The 19,679-nt window shown below is 53.8% G+C and carries 21 protein-coding genes and 1 tRNA gene; 11 read left to right on the top strand and 11 right to left on the bottom strand.

The window, feature by feature from the left end; translation table 11 throughout:
* Window positions 1-184: 184 nt before the first annotated feature.
* The 5 genes from ACL2XO_RS12645 to ACL2XO_RS12625 all read right to left on the bottom strand — a co-directional run bounded on the left by ACL2XO_RS12645 (window position 185) and on the right by ACL2XO_RS12625 (window position 5,185).
* Window positions 185-1,168: an MDR family oxidoreductase gene (locus tag ACL2XO_RS12645; protein WP_413742861.1), complete on the bottom strand. Its 984-nt coding sequence runs from the start codon at window positions 1,166-1,168 to the stop codon at window positions 185-187.
* A 50-nt stretch (window positions 1,169-1,218) separates the two neighbouring features.
* On the bottom strand, window positions 1,219-1,842 hold the full coding sequence (locus ACL2XO_RS12640) for a TetR/AcrR family transcriptional regulator (protein ID WP_413742860.1): 624 nt from the start codon (window positions 1,840-1,842) through the stop codon (window positions 1,219-1,221).
* Window positions 1,843-1,984: 142 nt separating this feature from the next.
* Window positions 1,985-3,595 carry a DHA2 family efflux MFS transporter permease subunit gene (locus ACL2XO_RS12635; protein ID WP_413742859.1) on the bottom strand — a complete coding sequence of 537 codons (1,611 nt, stop codon included), beginning with the start codon at window positions 3,593-3,595 and terminating at the stop codon, window positions 1,985-1,987.
* The gene (locus ACL2XO_RS12630) at window positions 3,582-4,718 is read right to left on the bottom strand and encodes an HlyD family secretion protein (protein ID WP_413724176.1); all 1,137 of its coding nucleotides are present in this window, start codon (window positions 4,716-4,718) and stop codon (window positions 3,582-3,584) included. The genes ACL2XO_RS12635 and ACL2XO_RS12630 overlap by 14 nt, the downstream gene beginning before the upstream one ends.
* Complete coding sequence (locus ACL2XO_RS12625) at window positions 4,715-5,185, bottom strand: MarR family winged helix-turn-helix transcriptional regulator (protein ID WP_413724175.1); 471 nt, start codon at window positions 5,183-5,185, stop codon at window positions 4,715-4,717. The genes ACL2XO_RS12630 and ACL2XO_RS12625 overlap by 4 nt, the downstream gene beginning before the upstream one ends.
* Before the next feature lie 354 nt (window positions 5,186-5,539).
* Here ACL2XO_RS12625 and ACL2XO_RS12620 point away from each other — a divergent pair, with 354 nt between their 5' ends.
* The 3 genes from ACL2XO_RS12620 (at window position 5,540) to ACL2XO_RS12610 (ending at window position 8,141) form a co-directional block, all read left to right on the top strand.
* The gene (locus ACL2XO_RS12620) at window positions 5,540-6,295 is read left to right on the top strand and encodes a hypothetical protein (RefSeq protein WP_413724174.1); all 756 of its coding nucleotides are present in this window, start codon (window positions 5,540-5,542) and stop codon (window positions 6,293-6,295) included.
* A gap of 245 nt (window positions 6,296-6,540) precedes the next feature.
* Window positions 6,541-7,881, top strand: a complete 1,341-nt coding sequence (locus ACL2XO_RS12615; RefSeq protein WP_132922006.1) for an anaerobic C4-dicarboxylate transporter — start codon at window positions 6,541-6,543, stop codon at window positions 7,879-7,881.
* A 184-nt stretch (window positions 7,882-8,065) separates the two neighbouring features.
* A tRNA-Asn gene (locus tag ACL2XO_RS12610) sits at window positions 8,066-8,141 on the top strand.
* 194 nt (window positions 8,142-8,335) lie between these two features.
* Here ACL2XO_RS12610 and ACL2XO_RS12605 read toward each other — a convergent pair.
* From ACL2XO_RS12605 to ACL2XO_RS12585, 5 genes are all read right to left on the bottom strand, one after another.
* Window positions 8,336-8,668, bottom strand: a complete 333-nt coding sequence (locus tag ACL2XO_RS12605; RefSeq protein WP_413742858.1) for a hypothetical protein — start codon at window positions 8,666-8,668, stop codon at window positions 8,336-8,338.
* A 296-nt stretch (window positions 8,669-8,964) separates the two neighbouring features.
* Entirely contained in the window at window positions 8,965-9,540 is a 576-nt protein-coding gene (locus ACL2XO_RS12600) for a putative toxin-antitoxin system toxin component, PIN family (RefSeq protein WP_413724140.1), read from the bottom strand.
* Window positions 9,541-9,543: 3 nt separating this feature from the next.
* Entirely contained in the window at window positions 9,544-10,008 is a 465-nt protein-coding gene (locus ACL2XO_RS12595) for a helix-turn-helix domain-containing protein (protein ID WP_413726925.1), read from the bottom strand.
* Between the two features lie 533 nt (window positions 10,009-10,541).
* Window positions 10,542-11,141: an NADPH-dependent F420 reductase gene (locus ACL2XO_RS12590; RefSeq protein WP_413742857.1), complete on the bottom strand. Its 600-nt coding sequence runs from the start codon at window positions 11,139-11,141 to the stop codon at window positions 10,542-10,544.
* Between the two features lie 75 nt (window positions 11,142-11,216).
* Window positions 11,217-11,951, bottom strand: a complete 735-nt coding sequence (locus tag ACL2XO_RS12585) for an SDR family NAD(P)-dependent oxidoreductase (protein WP_413724138.1) — start codon at window positions 11,949-11,951, stop codon at window positions 11,217-11,219.
* Between the two features lie 123 nt (window positions 11,952-12,074).
* Between ACL2XO_RS12585 and ACL2XO_RS12580 the strand changes: the two genes are divergently transcribed.
* Window positions 12,075-12,650, top strand: coding sequence for a TetR/AcrR family transcriptional regulator (locus tag ACL2XO_RS12580; RefSeq protein ID WP_413724137.1), 576 nt, complete (start codon window positions 12,075-12,077; stop codon window positions 12,648-12,650).
* Here ACL2XO_RS12580 and ACL2XO_RS12575 read toward each other — a convergent pair.
* Window positions 12,587-12,739: a hypothetical protein gene (locus ACL2XO_RS12575; protein WP_413726924.1), complete on the bottom strand. Its 153-nt coding sequence runs from the start codon at window positions 12,737-12,739 to the stop codon at window positions 12,587-12,589. The genes ACL2XO_RS12580 and ACL2XO_RS12575 overlap by 64 nt on opposite strands.
* 558 nt (window positions 12,740-13,297) lie before the next feature.
* Here ACL2XO_RS12575 and ACL2XO_RS12570 point away from each other — a divergent pair.
* The 7 genes from ACL2XO_RS12570 to ACL2XO_RS12540 all read left to right on the top strand — a co-directional run bounded on the left by ACL2XO_RS12570 (window position 13,298) and on the right by ACL2XO_RS12540 (window position 19,083).
* Window positions 13,298-14,044, top strand: coding sequence for a GntR family transcriptional regulator (locus ACL2XO_RS12570; protein ID WP_132922095.1), 747 nt, complete (start codon window positions 13,298-13,300; stop codon window positions 14,042-14,044).
* 72 nt (window positions 14,045-14,116) lie between these two features.
* Window positions 14,117-14,590 carry a PTS sugar transporter subunit IIA gene (locus ACL2XO_RS12565; RefSeq protein ID WP_413743058.1) on the top strand — a complete coding sequence of 158 codons (474 nt, stop codon included), beginning with the start codon at window positions 14,117-14,119 and terminating at the stop codon, window positions 14,588-14,590.
* Window positions 14,587-14,874: a PTS sugar transporter subunit IIB gene (locus ACL2XO_RS12560; RefSeq protein ID WP_132922096.1), complete on the top strand. Its 288-nt coding sequence runs from the start codon at window positions 14,587-14,589 to the stop codon at window positions 14,872-14,874. The genes ACL2XO_RS12565 and ACL2XO_RS12560 overlap by 4 nt, the downstream gene beginning before the upstream one ends.
* Before the next feature lie 75 nt (window positions 14,875-14,949).
* Complete coding sequence (locus ACL2XO_RS12555) at window positions 14,950-16,308, top strand: PTS galactitol transporter subunit IIC (RefSeq protein WP_413724136.1); 1,359 nt, start codon at window positions 14,950-14,952, stop codon at window positions 16,306-16,308.
* Window positions 16,301-17,782: an FGGY-family carbohydrate kinase gene (locus tag ACL2XO_RS12550; RefSeq protein ID WP_413742856.1), complete on the top strand. Its 1,482-nt coding sequence runs from the start codon at window positions 16,301-16,303 to the stop codon at window positions 17,780-17,782. Before ACL2XO_RS12555 ends, ACL2XO_RS12550 begins: the two co-directional genes overlap by 8 nt.
* Window positions 17,783-17,926: 144 nt before the next feature.
* A complete protein-coding gene (locus ACL2XO_RS12545) occupies window positions 17,927-18,787 on the top strand; it encodes a class II aldolase (RefSeq protein ID WP_132922099.1) in 861 nt (286 codons plus the stop codon).
* A 26-nt stretch (window positions 18,788-18,813) separates the two neighbouring features.
* Window positions 18,814-19,083: an HPr family phosphocarrier protein gene (locus tag ACL2XO_RS12540; protein ID WP_132922100.1), complete on the top strand. Its 270-nt coding sequence runs from the start codon at window positions 18,814-18,816 to the stop codon at window positions 19,081-19,083.
* The last annotated feature ends 596 nt before the right edge of the window (window positions 19,084-19,679 follow it).

Here is a 19,679-nt window from a genome sequence, read left to right as displayed (position 1 = left end):
ACCTGTAAATTATGTCATCAAGGCTTATCGGCGACGGCCGGGCTTGGCTAGCCTATGTCATGAAATAATCATGCCAATCTTGCAAGCCGCGTTCCCCGCCGCTAAAGCGCCGGCGCCGGCGGCCGGATTGCACCATCATGGCGCATTGGCGCAAAAACAGTGCATTGGCGGCGAACCGGCGGGATCAGCGATTCACGTCCACCACCACCCGGCCGCGGACTTTACCCGCCATCAGATCGTTTGCGGTTTCGATAACCTGCCCCAGCGGGATCTCCCGGCTGATGCTCTGCAGCAGCGCTTCATCCGCCAACGAGGCCAAACGCTGCCAGGCGGCAACACGGTCCGCCCTGGGACGCATCACGCTGTCCACCCCCGCCAAGGTTACGCCGCGCAGGATAAACGGCGCCACCGAGGCCGGCAAATCCATGCCCTGCGCCAGACCGCAGGCGGCCACGGTGCCCTGGTATTGCAAACCGGCGCAAACATTGGCCAGGGTATGGCTGCCGACGCTGTCAATGGCCGCCGCCCATTGTTCTTTACCCAAGGGACGCCCCGGCGCGGAAAGCACCGTCCGATTGATAACCTCCGCCGCGCCCAACTGCTGCAGATGCGCCGTTTCTTCCGGCCGGCCGGTGGACGCCACCACCCGGTAACCCAGCCGTGACAAAAATGCGATGGCGAAATGCCCCACGCCGCCATTGGCGCCGGTGACCAGCACCTTACCGCTGTCCGGGGTGACGCCGTTTTTTTCCAGCGCCATGATCGCCAGCATCGCGGTATAACCCGCCGTGCCCACCGCCATGGTCTGCCAGGGCGTCAATCCCGCCGGCAGCGGAATCAGCCAGTCGCCGTTAAGCCGCGCTTTCTGCGCCAGACCGCCCCACTGTTTCTCTCCCACGCCCCAGCCGTTAAGCAATACTTCATCGCCGACCTTGAACGCGGGATGGCTGCTTTCCTCCACCCTGCCCGCCAAATCCACTCCCGGCACCATGGGAAACGAACGCACCACCGGGCCTTTGCCGGTAATGGCCAGGGCGTCTTTATAGTTAAGCGTGGAATAGCTCACGCTGACCAGGACGTCCCCCGCCGGCAGCTGTGTCTTTGCCAGCGATGCCAGACGGGCACGATAGCCCTGCTCGTCTTTCTCAATCAAAATTCCGTTAAACATACTGATTCCTCATGAAGTAGATCGAATGTCCATGCCCGCCGGATTTGGGATTATCCAGGCAGACCGGCAAAAAAACCTTGGGCAAAACGCTCCAGCGGCTGCGGGCTTTTCGCCAGCCGGGCGCGCATTACCGCCCCTTCCCAGCCGATCCAGAAAAATTCCGCCAATCCCTCGCAGTCCGCCGACGGCGCCAGTTGCCCGCTATCCCGCGCCAGGCGCAGGCAGCCGGCTATCCTTTGTTGCCAATCCAGGAGAATATCGCTCAGCTGCCGGCGATAATCCTCAGGCAGGACGTTGATTTCCTGGCCGAGATTACCCACCAGGCAACCCCGTTTGAAATCATATTTGGCCATTCCTGCGGCGGCGTCCTGCACAAAGGCCCGGATGCGTTCCAGCGGGGCAAGGGCCTCATCCAGCAGACAGCGATCCAGCTTGCGGGCAAAATAGCGCCCGTAATAGTCGATGATCTCCCTGCCGAAAGTTTCCTTACTGTCGAAATAGTAATAAAACGACCCCTTGGGCACGCCCACCTGTTTCAAGATGCCGTCGATACCCGACGCGCTAAAGCCCTGCTCGGTGAGGATGGCGGTTCCGCTGCGAATCAACGCAGCCCGGGTATCGGGATTATCCCGCGGGATTTTCGGCGGGCGGCCACGCCGTTTTATTGGGGTCATGGTGTTCATGCCGTTAATATAGACCGATCGTCTATATAATTCAAGAACCCTATCGGATTAAGCGGTTGCCAAACCGCTTCAGACTGCTGACAAACATACCCGGAGTCCATAAGGCGGGACAGACTGCCGGCAAGCTCAAGCCCTAGGGCTTGGGGGCTCCGGCGGCGGCAATGGATTTGGCGGCAACGGTGCTGCGGGGTTTACCGCGCATAAACCAGGCCGGGATGATGGCCAGAAAGAAAAAGATCGCCACGACAAAAAAGCCGTCCTGATAGGCGAAGAGCTGCGCTTTCGGCACCAGCATGCTTTCCAGGTACGCCATTGAACTGGGGTCAACCCCCTGCGGCAAACGGCTGCCGAACGGATTGCCCCAATGGCCCACGATGATTGCCAGCCGGTTGATGGATTCTGCGGCGGCGGCATTGGACGCGGTCATGGCCTGCGCCAGGGCATCGCCGTGAAAGCTGGAGCGCCGGTCGATAACCACCGACAGCAGATTCACCCCGAACGCTCCGCCCAATTGCCGGACAAAGTTCAGGCTGCCGGACCCCTGCGCCAACTTATCCGCCGGCAGGGCCCGCAGCCCGCCGGCATTCAGGGCCGGCATGATAACCCCCAACCCGACGCGGCCCAGCACCACCCAGCCGGCCATCGTCCAGAACGGCGTATCCACGTCCGCGCCGCCGGATAACCAGCACGACAGCGCGAAAATCGCCAAGCCCGCTATCACCGGAATATGGGGCGGCAGCCGATCGCTCAACATGCCGGCTATGGGAAACAGCACCCCCAGCATCAGCCCGGACGGCATCAATAACAATCCGGAACGGGTGGGGGTATAACCCTGTATGCTTTGCACGAACAGCGGCACGATATAGGTTGAACCGTAAATCCCGGCCCCCAGCGCAAACGCCACCACGCAGCCGGCGGAAAAACGCATATTGGTGAATACCCTGAGGCTGAGCAACGGCTGGGGCGCCACCAATTCCCAAATGATAAAGCCGGCGGCGCTGACTACCGCGGCCACAAACATCCCGATGATAAAAAATGAATTCCACCCTTCCCGCTGGCCGTTGGACAAGCCGGTCAACATGGTGGTCAAGGCGCACACCAGCAGCAAAAATCCTATCCCGTCAAACCTGCGACGGGGAGCGGAGGCGTTACGGTCAATATCCGGCAGGATAAACATCGAGGCCGCCATGCCGGCGACGCAAAACGGCACCACCACCAGGAACACAAAACGCCAGTCGTACTGATCCACCATAATGCCGCCCACCGTCGGCCCCAGCGCCGGCGCCAGCACCACGCCGACTCCATAAATCCCCATCGCCTTGCCCCGCTGGGCAGGAGGGAAGACTTGCGACAGGACCACCATGGCCATCGGCTGGATAATCCCCGACGCGCTGCCTTGCAGAATGCGGGCCAGGATCACCTCCGCGCCGCTGTTGCTGACAAACCCCAGCAGGCTGCCGGCAATAAACAGCGACAATGCGCCGACAAAAGCGCGGCGATAGCCGAACCGGTCCAGCGCCCAGGCGGTAATCAGCATGGTGGCGGTCATAGAGGCCAGAAACGCCGTGGAGAGCCACTGCACCTGATCCTGCCCCAGGCCGAAGGCGCCGGCGATATCGCGCATGGCGATATTAACAATGGTGGCGGTGGCGGTAGTGGCGATGGTTCCCAGCATTACCGTGCCCGTCGCTAGCCAGCGATAAGAGGGACCGAATCGCGCAATCTGCGCTTCAATGGGCGACATCGATCGCCACCTCAACCATCAAACCGGGTTTGATGCGCCCGTCCACGTTATCCAGGGCGATACGCACCGGCACCCGCTGCGTGATTTTGGTAAAGTTGCCGGACGGGTTCGGACTGGGCAGCAAGGCAAACTGATTGGTGGCGGTATTGCCGACCCGAATCACATGACCGTGGCTCACCAGGCCGGGATACGCATCCACCGTCACATCCACCCCTTGCCCCACCGCGATATGCTCCAGGTCGGTCTCCTTGACATTGGCTTCCACCCAGACATTTTTCGGGTCATGCACCATCATGACCCACTGCCCGGTCTGTACATAATCCCCCTGGTCCGCCAGGGTACGATCCACTACCCCGTCCACCGGCGAGCGAAGCTGGCGATCGCTGATTTCCTGCTTCAGCTGATCCGCCTGGGCCTGCAGCGCCACCAGTTGCTTGCGCTGCATATCGATTTGCCGATCCAGCACCTGCAACTGTCCGCGCTGCGCCAAGGCATTCGATACCGCCGCCCGCTGGGCAAGCAGCTGCGCCTCGTCCTGCCGCTGCTGATCCTGCCGCTGCAACAGCGTCGTGTGGCTCTCATCCCACGTTTCTTGCGCAACCGAGCCGCCTTTCACCAGGCTATCGTTGCGCTTGAAATTGGCCTGGGCCAGGGTCAGCTGATGCCCGGCGTCGGATAACGTCGTTTCCGCCACCGTCAGCTGGGCCTTGGCTTGATCCAATTCCGCCTGGGTGGTCTGATCGGTGGTTTGCCGCTGTGCCTGGGTATACAGAATTTGCGCATTGGCGGAAGCCAGATTGCCCTCCACCTCCGCCAAACGCAGACGGGCGTCGCGATCGTCTATTTGCGCCAGGACCTGGCCTTTTTTAATCCGATCGCCGTCTATGACCGGACGGGCCACCAGCCAACCGTCCACCCGGCTGGCCAGAGTAACCACCTCGCCCCTGACCTGGGCGTCGTTTTCCGTGACATGGCCGAACCGCCAGCTTAGCCAGTGGATAAACCACACCAGCAGCAGGATAAAAACAACCAGCCCCGCCAGCAGCATCATTTTCTTTCGCCGGCTGAACTGATTAAAGTTGTTCAGGGACAATGCGCGATTCGTTTTGGCTTCAGCGCTCATGACGGCTCCTTATCAACCAGCGCCAGACTGGCCAGGACCTGCTCCAGCATCCCGCTCATCACGTCCAGTTCCTCATCCTTAACTCCCGACAGAACCTGATTGCGTACCTGAAGGGCCGTTCCCTCCACCTGTATGACTCGTTCAAGCCCGCGGGGCGTCAGATGAATTTCCTTGGCTCGGCGATCAAGTCCTTCGCGGCGTTCAATAAAACCAAGACGCTGCAAATTATCCAACAGCCGGACCACCGAGGAGGCATCAAGGTAAATCGCTTCCGCCAAATCTTTCTGCAGAATCGGTTTTTCCATCCGGGCAAGGTACAAAAGAGGCACCCAGGTTGCCTCTGTCAGCCCATAAGGCTGCAATTTACGATCGATCACCCGCCGCCATTGACGTGCGGTTTGGGAGACAAGACTGGCAAAACGGCGTTGCGGCGACTGCGGAGATAATGAATGCGACGACGAAGACATAAAGAGAAGAGTTCCAACCAAATAGTTGACATACCATTAATAAACTACCTAACATTACCCTTGTCAATACCCCACTCCGTCTCCTTTAGGCAATAACTCTTTGGCGCGTTGCCCCCGGTAGGCCGCAGCGGGCGAAACCCGGACGTCAGGCCGGTGTCCAAAAAAGTATCCACAAAGCCTTCCCAGAGCCATCGTACGCTTCGCTTATTATCTTGAGAAATCGCGCCATGCAATAATATTTTGCTGCAGATGAATAACGCCGCTTGGTTGACAGCCTGGCTATTTGTGCAATATAAGATGCTGAAATTTCATTTTTTCAGGGAATGATTTATGTATGTACGGAAAGGTTTTTCAATGGATTTTCCCATAAAAAAATGTAATAACGAAATTATTAAACTACCTTTGGATTTACATAAAAAAGTACAGGTTTTGTGCCGGGAGCTGGATTGTATAAACAGAATAACGGTTCAATATCCGTCTAATACCGAGCCGTCCGCCATCAAACTGGAGCAATACTGCCACGCCCTTGGCCTGCATAACATCACGGAATCGATGCTGAAAAAAGTAGAACCCTGGGTAAAACATCCTGGTTATATTGTATTCCTGGAAGGCTACCATAAGACATTACAGGAATTGAAAATAAAATTTTTGCTTAAAAGCATCATCGAAAATCCTCTGGACTGGGAAGATTACGGTCTGTGTTGTGAAATCTATGACGGTCTTATGAGCTTTTATCACTCGGCTCGCTGTACCCTGAGTCAGTGTGATTTGACATATCAAAATATCAGCCTGAAAAACATCCAACGATTCCTGGCGGTATTCAAATATAATTTCGCCTATAGCCTGGCTTATAACGCCGTTCGTGCTCCGGAAGATATTAACAATTTTCATTATTATTCCGCCATGAAGGAATTAACCGATCAAGGTTTGGATAAAGATCTTTCTCATAAAATCGTCAACCAGAGAAATGCCTTGAGAATAGCCCAGGAATCCTATCTGGAAAGCGAGACCACGGGAATGGACAACGATCTGCTGGTTATTCATCTCAAGAGAGAAGATGCAATTTATCGCGAAATGACCTGCGGCCATTCAGCTGATATTGGTCGCTGATAATAGGGCTCACTTATAACGCCTGGTTTACATAATACTTCATACGTATTTTCCAAAATTTTTATTTGCATTTCCCGTTTTTTTCTGATTTCGCCTCCAAAATTTCCCGAACGAATGTGACGCAACTCTCGCAATGATAAAATTCTTACGAAATGAAGGGTTTCTTAGATTTCACGCAATATTTGTCCCTTTTATCAGGACGATATTAGCGCTTTAAGTCATGTCAATTTATTTCAGAGGAACCTATGGATTTTTTCATTCAACTGGTGGTAATCCTGGTCTGCCTGTTATATGGCGCGAGGAAGGGCGGCATTGCGCTGGGTTTGCTGGGTGGCATAGGCCTTGTCATCCTGGTGTTTGTATTCCATCTCGAACCGGGGAAACCCCCGGTAGACGTCATGCTGGTGATTATCGCCGTGGTGGCGGCCTCCGCAACCTTGCAAGCATCCGGCGGCTTAGACGTCATGCTGCAAATTGCCGAACGGATGCTCCGGCGCAACCCAAAATATGTCTCTATTGTCGCGCCGTTCGTCACCTGCATATTGACCATCCTCTGCGGTACCGGCCATGTGGTGTATACCATTTTGCCGATTATCTATGATGTGGCCATCAAAAATAACATCCGGCCGGAACGGCCCATGGCCGCCAGCTCCATCGGCGCGCAAATGGGCATTATCGCCAGTCCGGTGTCCGTGGCGGTGGTCTCGCTGGTGGCCATGCTGGGCAATGTCACCTTTAACGGCAAGCATCTGGATTTCCTCGACCTGCTGGCCATCACCATTCCCTCCACCCTGTGCGGTATCCTGGCCATCGGCATTTTCAGCTGGTTTCGCGGCAAGGATCTGGACGACGATGAAGAGTTTCAAAAATTCATTTCGGTCCCGGAAAATCACAAGTATGTCTATGGCGATACCGCCACGCTGCTGGATCGTAAACTGCCACGCCGCAACTGGATTGCCATGTGGATTTTCCTGGCCACCATCGCCGTGGTGGCGATATTGGGGGCGGTAACGATATTGCGGCCGGTATTCCATGGCCAGCCGCTATCCATGGTGCTGGTGATCCAGATGTGCATGCTGTTCTCCGGCGCACTGATAGTGATAATCACCAAAACCAATCCGGCGGAAATTTCCAAGAATGAGGTATTCCGTTCCGGCATGATTGCCATCGTGGCGGTATACGGCATCGCCTGGATGGCGGAAACCATCTTCGGCGCGCACCTCAAGGAAATCGAAGCCAGCCTCGGCGCCATCATCAAGGTCCATCCCTGGGCCTATGCCCTGGCGCTGCTGGTGGTGTCCAAGTTCGTCAATTCCCAGGCGGCGGCCCTGGCGGCCATCGTACCGGTGGCGCTGGCCATCGGCGTCGACCCGGCCTATATCGTGGCCTCGGCCCCGGCCTGCTACGGTTATTACATATTGCCCACCTACCCCAGCGATCTGGCGGCTATCCAGTTCGACCGCTCCGGCACCACGCACATCGGGCGTTTTGTTATCAACCATAGTTTTATCATGGTCGGCCTGATCGGCGTCGGGGTTTCCAGCGTTCTGGGCTGGGTGCTGGCATGGGCTTACGGGTTCTTGTAAACAGCGTTTCTAAAGGCGATTTGGCGGTAGCCGGACCTTAAAAACCGGCGCCGTTGAACCGGACCGGGTTAAAATGTCATTATTGTCCGTCAGATGCGCAATCTATGAGCAAACAGTGATTTTTCGCCCTTCCCCCCTTTGACATGAACCCGGTCCCCCGCTATCATGCCAACCACTTTGCAATTCCTCTGTAGTTCAGTCGGTAGAACGGCGGACTGTTAATCCGTATGTCACTGGTTCGAGTCCAGTCAGAGGAGCCAAAATTCTAGAAAAGCCCGCTCAGGGAACTGATGCGGGCTTTTTGCTTTCTTGATTTTCACACTTTATAGCGATAGCTGAAAATCTCATTACGATTCAAAATAAGGATAAAGTACTTTTTCTGCCTCCTCGTAAACGAAATCATGCGGCGTAATTTGCGAAGTCAGCACGACATTCACTGGATAACTTCCATGATTTATCCATGTCCTAGATACACTACTTCTCCAACTTCAGCACGGCTTTCCTTAATAGCAGCCATTCGAGTTGATGCAGCATAAAATTTGGGCTCACCAGGACCGTTACAACGTTGAAAATTGATAACAGCAGATGAAGGAGGTGCGAAAACCTCGCTTACGTTGGAAATTTTAGTAGACGCAAAACGTCTAATTCTATACATAGAATCGGCGCCACCTTGATTTTGAAGCACCATAGTCAGTCCATTTGTTAATTTAGCTATCATGTCCTTGATATAATTAAAATCAACCCGGTCACAATCGATTCTATTTAGCTGTTTAATGAGCTTATTCATCTCAACGCTAGACAAATATTTAGACAATTCAAAATCCTAAGTGCCCATTCACTGGCACCATGCCAGTATGCTCATGAGGTTAATTGAGTGATTCCCGATTCAACCCCGCCCATTTTTGAAATTGCTGTTTTGCTGCTCTTTTCCACGAATTAGGCTCAGCAATATGAGGAAAAACCGGCTTATGATCACTTCCGGGTTCAGTGCTGAATTCAATCAGAGATTCCTGAATCCCGGTCCTTCATATGCCCACACTTCTTGAGCAACTTCAGTGAGACAAAACCACCGCTTAAAACCTGCTAAATCATAAACTGGTAATTTCTAAGAGCCTTGACCGTCATGGGGAGTCCCTGCTTGAGTAGCATCTCCAAGAATTCTTCAGTCGCCATTGGCGGGTTTTTTAATGCGTTGCGTTGTAATCTGACGGCATTCAGCGCAACCGAGTGATTCAGATCAAAGAGATCCGAGATAAAATCATCTGGGTGAAGTGCTTCAATACCAAATCCTGCCAAGACTCCACTTGGAAAATCCTTCAAGTTCAGAGTCACAATCACATCAGCATTCGAACGGATTGCCACAGCCAGAACGTGCCTATCGTCGGGGTCAGGTAATGAGATACCCTCGATAAGCGTTTCAAATCCAGTAACATTTGCATCAGGCAGCGCCAGATTCATTAGATCCGTTGTTCGTGCCAGTGCCTCTGGGTTGATGTCGCTTCGCTGTAACAACAGATTACGCCGCCATTCATCATGAATTACCTCAGACCACTTAGGCTGGTACAAACCGGCCAAACCTAAATGCATCAGCAGATCGCGCAGTATTGCCGGATAAAGCACACAGGCATCAAGTACTACGGGATAAGGTGAATGCATCATGTGTCAATAACCTAACCCGAGTTCCTGAGCCTGTGCCGCAAGCTTCTGCATAGCCTCTTGGCTGTTAGCATCGCGCTCATTTTTGTAGGCCATCAAGTCTGCAAACAACACTCGACGGTGTCGGCCGGTTTTGTGATGCGGTAGATGGCCATCTTCGAGTAATTTCACCATGTGTGGCCGTGAAACATTTAAGATATTTGCAGCTTCCTGCGTCGTCAGTTCGGCATGCACCGGCACAACCTGTACGGCATTACCTTCAGCCAGCTCACCCAACACATTCATTAGCAACGTTAAGGCCGCGGTAGGTAGTTCGATCTGGTGTGAGACGTCATCCGCGTCTTTAATCAGAATCTGCTGCGTCTCAAGCTTTGTTGAAAGGAAAGCGGCCAAGGCACGCTGGCCACGTGTAGCCGTTTCTATTTCATGTTTTGCCGGAAGAGCCAGTCCGGTCAGCGTAGTATTCGTCATCATCATATCTCCATCGATTAACTATTGCTGAAAGAATAATCGAAATAAACGAAAAACGCAATAAACGAAACACTACCGATATGTTATCGTCGCATCCTGGCACACATGGAAAGAGTAACCGTACCTGACAGCTTAAGGCGAACAAGTACCTCGATCAGCGACAAAGCGGAAAGTGACTGGACCATATGAAGTATATATCTGGGATGTTGCGTAATGTCGTATGTGGTGAAAAAACGCGGGTGTTATCGTACCTCGGGGATGGTATCTTCAACCGTAAAATCATTGTGATGGAGTGCGGATCGTCCTTGTTCGCGAGAATTGTGTTTTCCGCGTCCAATATAAAGCCGGCCGCCCCCACCTCTTTACGGACGGACAAAGTGTCAATGCGATGCAGCGATTGGGTATCGCTCGTGCCCGCCCCGGTGGTGGCGGCGTGGTCGACTATCACGTAGAACCCACCGGGCTTCAGCCGTCCGTAGACGGCTCGATTGACGTGGGCCGCCGAGTCAGCCTCAACATTCTCTCGGCCCGGCTCAGTCGAACTTGACCAGATCCTTGAAGATCAGCCGACCCCATTCGTTTCCGCGTGCCTGCAAAAGCAGCCCACCTTCTGAAAGGCCGCCAAGTGTGATCGGCGCGAAACCGAGATTTTCCGCAAGCGCACCAATCTCCGCTGCGGCGCCGTCATCGTCGCTCGCCAGAAACACCACTCTCCTGCCACCGTGCACGGCCGGATCCTGGTCAAGTACGGCAGCGACCAGATGATTGAAGCCCTTGACCAGTTTTGCACCAGAGAAGGCCTGCGCAACGAACTTGGAAGAAGGCTGCCCCCCCAGTTCCTCAGGGGGCACGCCGTAGGCATTGGTCACGTCGACGATAGTCTTCCCCTGCCAGGTGGACAGCGCCTTTGCAACATCCTGATGCGACACGAAACGGACAGCCAAAAAGACGATGTCCGCCTTGACCGCTTCCGCCAGTTTTTTAGGAATGACCGTCGGTCCAATCGCGGCCGCTACGGAAGCAAAGCTTTCGGGGTCGCGAGTCGTTGCAATGAATACTTCGATGCCCTTGCGGGCAAACGCCTTGGCAAGGCTCTGGCCGATATTGCCGAAGCCGATAATTGCGTAGCTCATATATTCTCCTTGGGGCACACCGCGCCCACCGGGCGCTACGAACGATCGAACGGAGCGCCCGGTGGGCGTAGTGCGTCAGAGTTGTGCCAGGCCGCCATCTACGGCGACTTCGCTGGCGGTCATGAAGCTGCTGTCCGACGACGCGAGAAAGGCGGCCACGGCCCCAATCTCTGCGGGATCGGCCATGCGCTGGAGCGGAGTCATCGCACCGTAGGCCTTCTGGCCCTCCTCGCCCAGCGCCGCCTTCGCCAGTTCGGTCGCCGTCGCGCCGGGCGACAGCACGTTGACCCGGATGCCGGTGCCCTTGAGGTCCTCCGCCCAGGTCCGCGCGAGGTTGCGCACTGCCGCCTTGCTCGCGCTGTAGGCAGTGAATTCCGGAGCGCCCGTGGTGCCGGCGCTCGATCCGGTCAGGATGATCGAGCCGCCCTGCCCCATCAGCGGCAGCGCCTTCTGGACTGTGAAGATCGTACCCTTCACATTGGTGTCAAAGGTTTCGTCAATGTGCTCGGCGGTGATCTTGCCGAGCGCAAGCGGGCTTCCCGCCCCGGCATTGGCGAAGACGATGTCGAGGGTTCCGCGTTCGGCCTTCACCGCCGCGTAGAGACGGTCGAGGTCGGCCTCATCCGAGACCGACCCCTTCACCGCGCGGGCATTGGGTCCGAGCTCGGCCACAGCGGCGTCGAGCGCTTCCTGCCGGCGGCCGTAGATAAAGACGAAAGCGCCCTCCTCGATGAAGCGCTTTGCCGCTGCGCGGCCGATGCCGGTAGCGCCACCGGTGATCACGGCGGTCTTTCCTTTCAGTCTTGTCATATCAAGAACCCTTTCATTAGAGTTGCACGGCAGCTGGAGAAATGCCGCCAGGTGATGTAATATGTGGATCACCGATCCACATATTTAATATATGGAACACTGATCCGTTTGTCAAGATGCCCTATGCGAGCCGATGCCAAAAAAAATTACAGCCACCTTCTTGCAGTCGCGCGTGATGCCGTCGCCGAGCATGGTGCCGATGTGTCCATGCGAGATATTGCTCGCCGAGCCGACGTTGGATTGGCCACACTGTTTCGCCATTTCCCGACGCGGGAAGCCTTGTTCGACGCGTTGCTGCGTACGAATCTCGACGCACTAACGCATAAGGCAAGCGAGCTCGAAACGTCGAATCCCCCTGACGAAGCGCTCGTGTCCTGGTTTCGCGAAGGGGTGACGTTCGTCCAAAGCTATAGCGGCGTAGTCGCCTTGATGGCGAGCGCACACGCAGACCCGGAGTCCGCGCTCTACGCTACATGTGCAGCGGTGCACTCAGCTGGGGCGCGCCTATTGTTCCGTGCTCAGACCGAGGGAACGGCGCGCGCCGATATGGATGGGACCGACCTGTTCGCCCTTATGTCGGCGCTCGCCTGGATCGCCGACCAATCCGGTTTCGCGCCGCGGGCCGATCATCTATTTCACATGATCGCGAACACCATCCTGACAAATCGGCCGGACAACGATGTCACGAAGGCGAAGTAAAGACGTAAAAGAGTGCAGATCGTGCCAGGCTGCAGCCAGGGATTGTCCTGCTTGTATTCGGCCAATGCCGTAACTTTGTCAGCCGACAGGCATAGCGCTTCTTGACGGGGACGATTGAAGCGTCCCCCCTGCCTGGCGGCACCCGTCTCTGGTATCTTAAGTATCGTATTAATGGCAAAGAATCCCGTCTCGGTTTAGGCGCTTATCCGCTGATATTCCCCCGGTGATTGGTCATCTACCGGTGACGGAACTGAAAACCTGACATTTCACCGCTCTGCCGAATCTGTTTTCCGTTCCGGCGAACTGCTTTTTGCCCGCTGGCGCGCGATTGATTTCAAAAACAAAATCTTGGCCATCCCCGCCACTCGCGACGCCATCGCGGGTGCCCGTTATTGCTGGTTAGGATCACTGCACGTAAAGTGATTTAGCCTGCGCCCCCATCGTAAGCCAGTTTGGCTTCGTAGCCGCCAGCATTCTCGGGAGCGCTGTCTTTTATATTAATGTGACTTACATCACTTTTATTTGATCATAATCCAGTCCCTGAAAATGTGACTCCTCTCGATCACATCATTCGCCGTTATGCATATTATAGTCGGGAAGTTGTACATAATTGTCTATAGACAACTCAGGATGTTCAGGTGCGCGCCATGAAATCACTCAGTAAGAATTCCCAGATCCCACTCTATCAGCAGGTGGCGGAGTGGATAAGAGAGAGTATCTACACCGGGGAGTTGGTGGAGGATGACCGTATTCCCTCCGAATTCCAGATTATGGACATGCTGGAAGTCAGCCGGGGCACCGTAAAGAAAGCGGTCGCCCAGTTGGTTAAAGCAGGGACGCTGGTTCAGGTTCAGGGAAAAGGCACCTTTGTCAAAAAGGAGAATATTGCTTACCCTCTGGGTGAAGGATTATTGTCGTTTGCCGAATCCCTTGAAAGTCAAAAAATTAACTTCAGCACCAGCGTGGTAACGTCACGTATTGAACCGGCCAACCGGTTTGTCGCTGAGAAGCTGCAAATAAAACCGGGGCAGGACATTTTATATCTTGAACGCCTGCGCTCTATTGGCGATGAAAAAGCCATGCTGATTGAGAACCGCATTAATATTGAGCTTTGTCCGGGTATTACTGACGTGGATTTTAACAAGGAGAATTTGTTTCCAACAATTGAGCGTCTTTCTCAGAAAAAAATCCGCTATTCGGAAAGCCGCTACGCGGCGCGGTTAATTGGTAATGAGCGGGGGCATTTTCTGGATATTAGCGACGAAGCGCCGGTATTACATTTGGAGCAGCTGGTTTTTTTCTCCCGCACATTGCCGGTTGAGTTCGGTAATGTCTGGCTGAAAGGTAATAAATACTACCTGGGCACCATCCTGCAACGCCGGGATGTGAGTTGAGGCCGTTTTGACAATTCCCCGGTTGTTATCAAACCTGGAAATCGTAGAGTTAACGTGATTAGCGAGGAATTTATGCAGGGGATTGAATTCAAATCCGAGTACGTGCAACACCTCCCGGCGGGTATGAGTGTCGATGCGCTCATCCGCCAACTGGCGCAGCCGTTGATTGCAGACGGGCAGGTGGCCGAGGATTTTGCCGACCATGTCCTGGGGCGCGAGCAGATATTTCCTACCGGTCTGCCTACCGAGCCGGTTGGTGTAGCGATACCACATACCGATCACCGTCATGTGCGCCGCAACGCCTTTGGCCTCGGTGTTCTGCCGGAACCGGTGATCTTCGCTGATATGGGTGGTGAGCCGGATCCAGTGCCGGTACGCGTTGTTTTCTTACTGGCGCTGAGTGAAAGTAACAAGCAACTTAATGTGCTGGGCTGGATAATGGATCTGATTCAGGATGGCGGGTTTATGCAGCAATTACTCGACATGAGTAATGAACAAATTCACCAGGCTATTTTTGATAAATTGAATGAACGAGGTGAAATATGAGCCAGACTATTTTATTTGTATGCGCCACCGGCATCGCGACGTCCACTGCCGTTGCCGAAAAAGTAATGGAATACTGCAAGGAACAAGGATTGGATGTTAATTATTCACAAACGAATGTCGCCTCTCTGCCAAGCAATACCGAGGGCGCAGCTATCGTGGTATCCACCACGAAAGTCCCGTATGAACTGGATATTCCGGTCGTTAATGGCCTGCCTATAATTACGGGTATCGGCGAGGATAAGGTGCTGGAAAAAATAGTATCGATCCTGAAAGCTCAAAAATAATTTATTTAACCCAATCCGATAAATTTATACAGGCGCTAACGCGAGGTCCCGTTACGTCTGAAGCAGGGGTTTGCCATGAATGAAATAGCCCATACCCTATATACAGTAGTGCAATACATTCTGGGTTTCGGCCCGACCGTATTATTGCCGCTGGTACTGTTTATCCTCGCTCTGTTCTTTAGAGTAAAGCCGGCCAAAGCGCTGCGTTCATCCCTCACCGTCGGTATCGGTTTTGTGGGGATATATGCCATTTTCGATATTCTGACCAGCAATGTGGGGCCCGCGGCTCAGGCCATGGTGGAACGCACCGGTATCAATCTGCCGGTGGTGGATCTGGGTTGGCCGCCGCTGTCGGCCATTACCTGGGGGTCGCCGATTGCGCCTTTCGTGATCCCCCTGACCATCCTGATTAACGTTGCGTTATTGGCGTTGAACAAGACGCGCACCGTCGATGTGGATATGTGGAACTACTGGCACTTCGCCTTGGCCGGCACTCTGGTGTACTACAGTACCGGCAGCTTTGTGTTAGGTCTGTTGGCCGCCGGCATCGCCGCGGTGGTGGTACTCAAACTGGCGGACTGGTCGGCGCCGATGGTGCAGAAGTACTTCGGTCTGGAGGGGATTTCGTTGCCGACGCTTTCCTCGGTGGTATTCTTCCCCGTCGGGCTGCTGGTGGACAAAATTATCGAAAAAATCCCGGGAATTAACCGTATTCATATCGACCCGGAGTCCGTTCAGAAGAAACTCGGCATTTTCGGTGAGCCGATGATGGTGGGCACCATCCTGGGCGTACTACTGGGCGTTATCGCCGGCTATGATTTCAAGCATATCTTGTTACTGGGTATCAGTATCGGCGGTGTGATGTTTATCCTGCCACGTATGGTGCGCATCCTGATGGAAGGCCTGCTGCCGCTTTCGGAGGCCATCAAAAAATACCTTAATGCCAAATATCCTGGGCGCGATGATTTATACATCGGGCTGGATATCGCGGTAGCGGTGGGTAATCCGGCGATTATCTCAACGGCGCTGTTGCTGACGCCTATTTCGGTTTTCATCGCTTTTGTGCTGCCGGGGAATAAAGTACTGCCGCTGGGGGATTTGGCGAATCTGGCGGTCATGGCATCAATGATAGCCCTGGCCTGCCGCGGCAATATCTTCCGTACCCTGTTGGGAGCGATTCCGGTCATTGCCGCCGATTTGTGGATAGCCACCAAGATTGCGCCGTTTATCACCCACATGGCGAAAGACGTCAACTTTAAATTCGCCGAAGGGTCGAGCGGACAGGTTTCCAGTTTCCTGGATGGCGGCAATCCCTTCCGTTTCTGGCTGCTTGAGATATTTAACGGCAACATCATCGCCATAGGGTTGGTACCGGTAATCGGCCTGGTGCTGTATGGCGTGTTCCGTCTGACCAGGGGAACCGTATATGCCTGATCGCAGCGCGGCTATCGTCATTGATATCGGTACCACCAATTGTAAAGTCACCTGCTTTTCCTGCCAGGATGCCTCGCGGCTGGGAGCCAGAAAATTTGCGACTCCCAAACTGATATCGGCGCAGGGCGCGGTTGATTTTGATGTCGACCGGCTGTGGCTGGAGGTTATGGCGGCAATGTCCGGCCTGGCGGCGGAATCACCGCTGCCGGTGGCGCGCATCAGTATTGCCAGCTTTGGTGAATCGGGTGTGTTCATTGATGATAAGGGAGAAATCCTGACGCCGATGCTGGCCTGGTATGACCGTCGTGGCGAAGAATATCTGGCGGCGTTGAGCGAGGCGGAAAGCGAAAGGCTATATGCCATCAGCGGATTGCCGCCGCACAGTAATTACTCCGCGTTCAAAATGCGCTGGTTGATGGATCGCTATCAATTGCATGACCGGAAAGACCTCTGCTGGCTGCATGCCCCTGAATTACTGCTATGGCGGCTTACCGGGCAAAGACGCACCGATATCACGCTTGCCAGCCGCACACTGTGTCTTGATGTCCGCCAGAGTACCTGGTCACGGGAAGCAGCCGACATTCTCAAGCTGCCGTTCGCCGCCTTTGCGCCGCTGCTGACGCCGGGCGAGAATGCGGGTCGGGTCACCGGCGAACTGGGCGACAGATTAGGCTTTAGCGGACCCGTCGGCGTCACGCTGGCCGGACACGACCATATGGCGGGCGCCCGGGCCTTGCAAATGAGGACGGGAGAAGTATTGAACTCAACGGGAACCACGGAAGGCATTCTGCTGCTCAACTCCCGGCCTACGTTGGGCATACAGGCGAGCCGGGACAAGCTTGCCAACGGCCGTTATTCGTTACCGGGTCTTTATACCCTGTTTGCCTCTTTGCCGGTCGGCGGTTTTGCCTTGGAGTGGCTAAGCAAAACCTTTCGGTTTACCTTCGCCGAAATCGAGGCCGCACTGCAACGCGGTTATCAGCATTACCTGGAAGAGGAGTGGACGTTTGAGGATATTCCGGTCTTTATTCCCCACCTGCGCGGCTCGGGGTCGCCGCATAAGAACCGCCATACCCGGGGGCTGCTGTACGGTCTGGGCGACAGCCTGACCATCGATACGCTGATCGCCGGCATTTCGCTGGGACTGGCGATGGAATTTGCGAACTGCTTTGCCTGCTTTAACGTCCCCGCCGGGCAAGCGCTGAAAGTGATCGGCCCGGCCACAGGTAATCCTCTCTGGCTGCAACTTAAGGCGGATATTTTGCAACGCCCGGTGGACGCCATAGCTTTTGATGAGGCCGTTTCGGTCGGGGCGCTGCTTACCGCCTGTCCGGCGCTGACGCCGCCGGAAGTGACCGTCGCCGCCCGTTATAGTCCGGATGCGCGTCGATATCAGGCGTTGCAACGTTTTCAAATACGCTGGCGGGCGTTTTATCGATTCAAACTTCAGCAAGAAGGAGTTATTGCTCAATAGGCTAAGCCGGCGCGGGATGTTTCCGCCCAATGCATAAATAAAATAATGCCTTCATTGCCGCATTATTTTATGAGCCGTTGAAAAAATCCGAGTTAGTTAATCTATTTCTTTTTTATATTAGCAACTATAACCGAGGAAAATACTATGCCATTAGTTAATGGAAAGATCCTGCTCGACCGTATTCGCGAAAAGAAAGTGCTTGCCGGCGCTTTTAATACCACCAATCTTGAAACCACCATTTCAATCCTGAATGCTATTGAACGCTCCGGATTACCGAATTTTATTCAGATAGCACCAACCAATGCCCAATTGTCGGGTTATGATTACATCTATGAGATTGTTAAGCGGCATGCCGCTAAAATGGATGTTCCGATAAGTTTGCATCTCGATCATGGTAAATCGCTGGACGATGTGAAACAAGCGGTGCGCGCCGGTTTCACCTCGGTGATGATTGACGGCGCGGCGTTTTCATTTGAGGAAAATATTGCTTTTACCCGTGAAGCGGTCGATTTTTGTAAATCATTCGGTATCCCTGTTGAAGCGGAACTGGGGGCTATTCTTGGCAAAGAAGACGATCACGTCAGCGAAGCCGATTGCAAAACCGAGCCTGAAAAGGTAAAGACGTTCGTCGAGCAAACGGGTTGCGACCTGCTTGCGGTCTCGGTGGGCAACGTCCACGGTCTGGAAGATATTCCCCGCATTGACATACCATTGCTCCAGCGCATTGCCGCGGTATCCCCGGTGCCGCTGGTTATTCATGGCGGTTCGGGCATCCATGAGGATATCCTGCGCAGCTTCGTCAACTACAATGTTGTCAAAGTAAATATCGCCAGCGACTTGCGAAAGGCCTTTATAACATCAGTAGGTAAAGCCTATGTTGATAATAACAATGAGGCTAACCTGGCCCGCGTAATGGCGCGCGCAAAATCCGCGGTTGAAGAGGATGTCTACGGCAAAATTTTGATGATGAATAAAGGTCATCGTTATATTCGTAAAGCATCTTAAGGTGCACCTAAACAATCTGAGGGCGTATGATCAGGCAAAGCGTAAAAGTCATAAACAGTACGGGATTACATGCCCGGCCGGCTGCTTGTTTAGCCAAAATAGTAAAAAAATATAATTCATCGCTTATTCTGATAAACAACGGGAAGGAAATCCCGATTAAAGGGATGATGAGTATATTAGGCTCCGGCGTGAAAGGAAATACCACCATTGATTTGCTGTGCGACGGTCAGGATGAGCATGAGTTGATGGATGAACTTAAAACGGAATTTGCCCGTGGCTTCGGTGAAAAAGATTAGTTATTTCAAGCTTCAATTTATCTTGATACCACCACTGCCGCATCTTCAACAAACCTGCCTCAGCGCAGGTTTGTTATATATTCTTTTTTGTATCCAAAATTTCTGCAGACACGGACTGGATGCTCCCTAAATATATTATAAATTTATCAACATGCTACGGACATTGCGATTATGGGTTATGCAGGGGTACGGTAAGGATTCCGCATAACAGAGCCAAACGTTTTATCGAGCTCCGGTGATAAATAGAGATGCAGCGCTTGCATGGCTCAGCGGCAATCACGTGGTCGCCGCACCGATCGTAGGAGCGCTCCAAACCAAGCATATTGATGGCGCGATAGCGGCGCTCTCCATCACTCTGACTGATGATGAGGCGAAGATGCTGCAAACGCCTTAACCCCCTCGCCTGGACCACCAAGAAATATCTGTACCGGCTCTAAACTATATATGCACAATATACTACGCCTCGAATTCCGCAAGGGACTCTAATGGAATATGTAACCTCTCATCATGTGCGAATGTCTCCAGCAAATGCTCAACCGTTACGCGTACCCTGGCAGCCGGCAATGCACGATGCGGATACTGTATTACCATTTTAT

The organism is Sodalis sp. RH15 (assembly GCF_047324255.1).
GTDB lineage: Bacteria > Pseudomonadota > Gammaproteobacteria > Enterobacterales > Enterobacteriaceae > Acerihabitans > Acerihabitans ligni.
The sequence above is the reverse complement of the archived record's forward strand: the minus strand, read 5'-3'. Positions and strand labels throughout refer to the sequence as shown.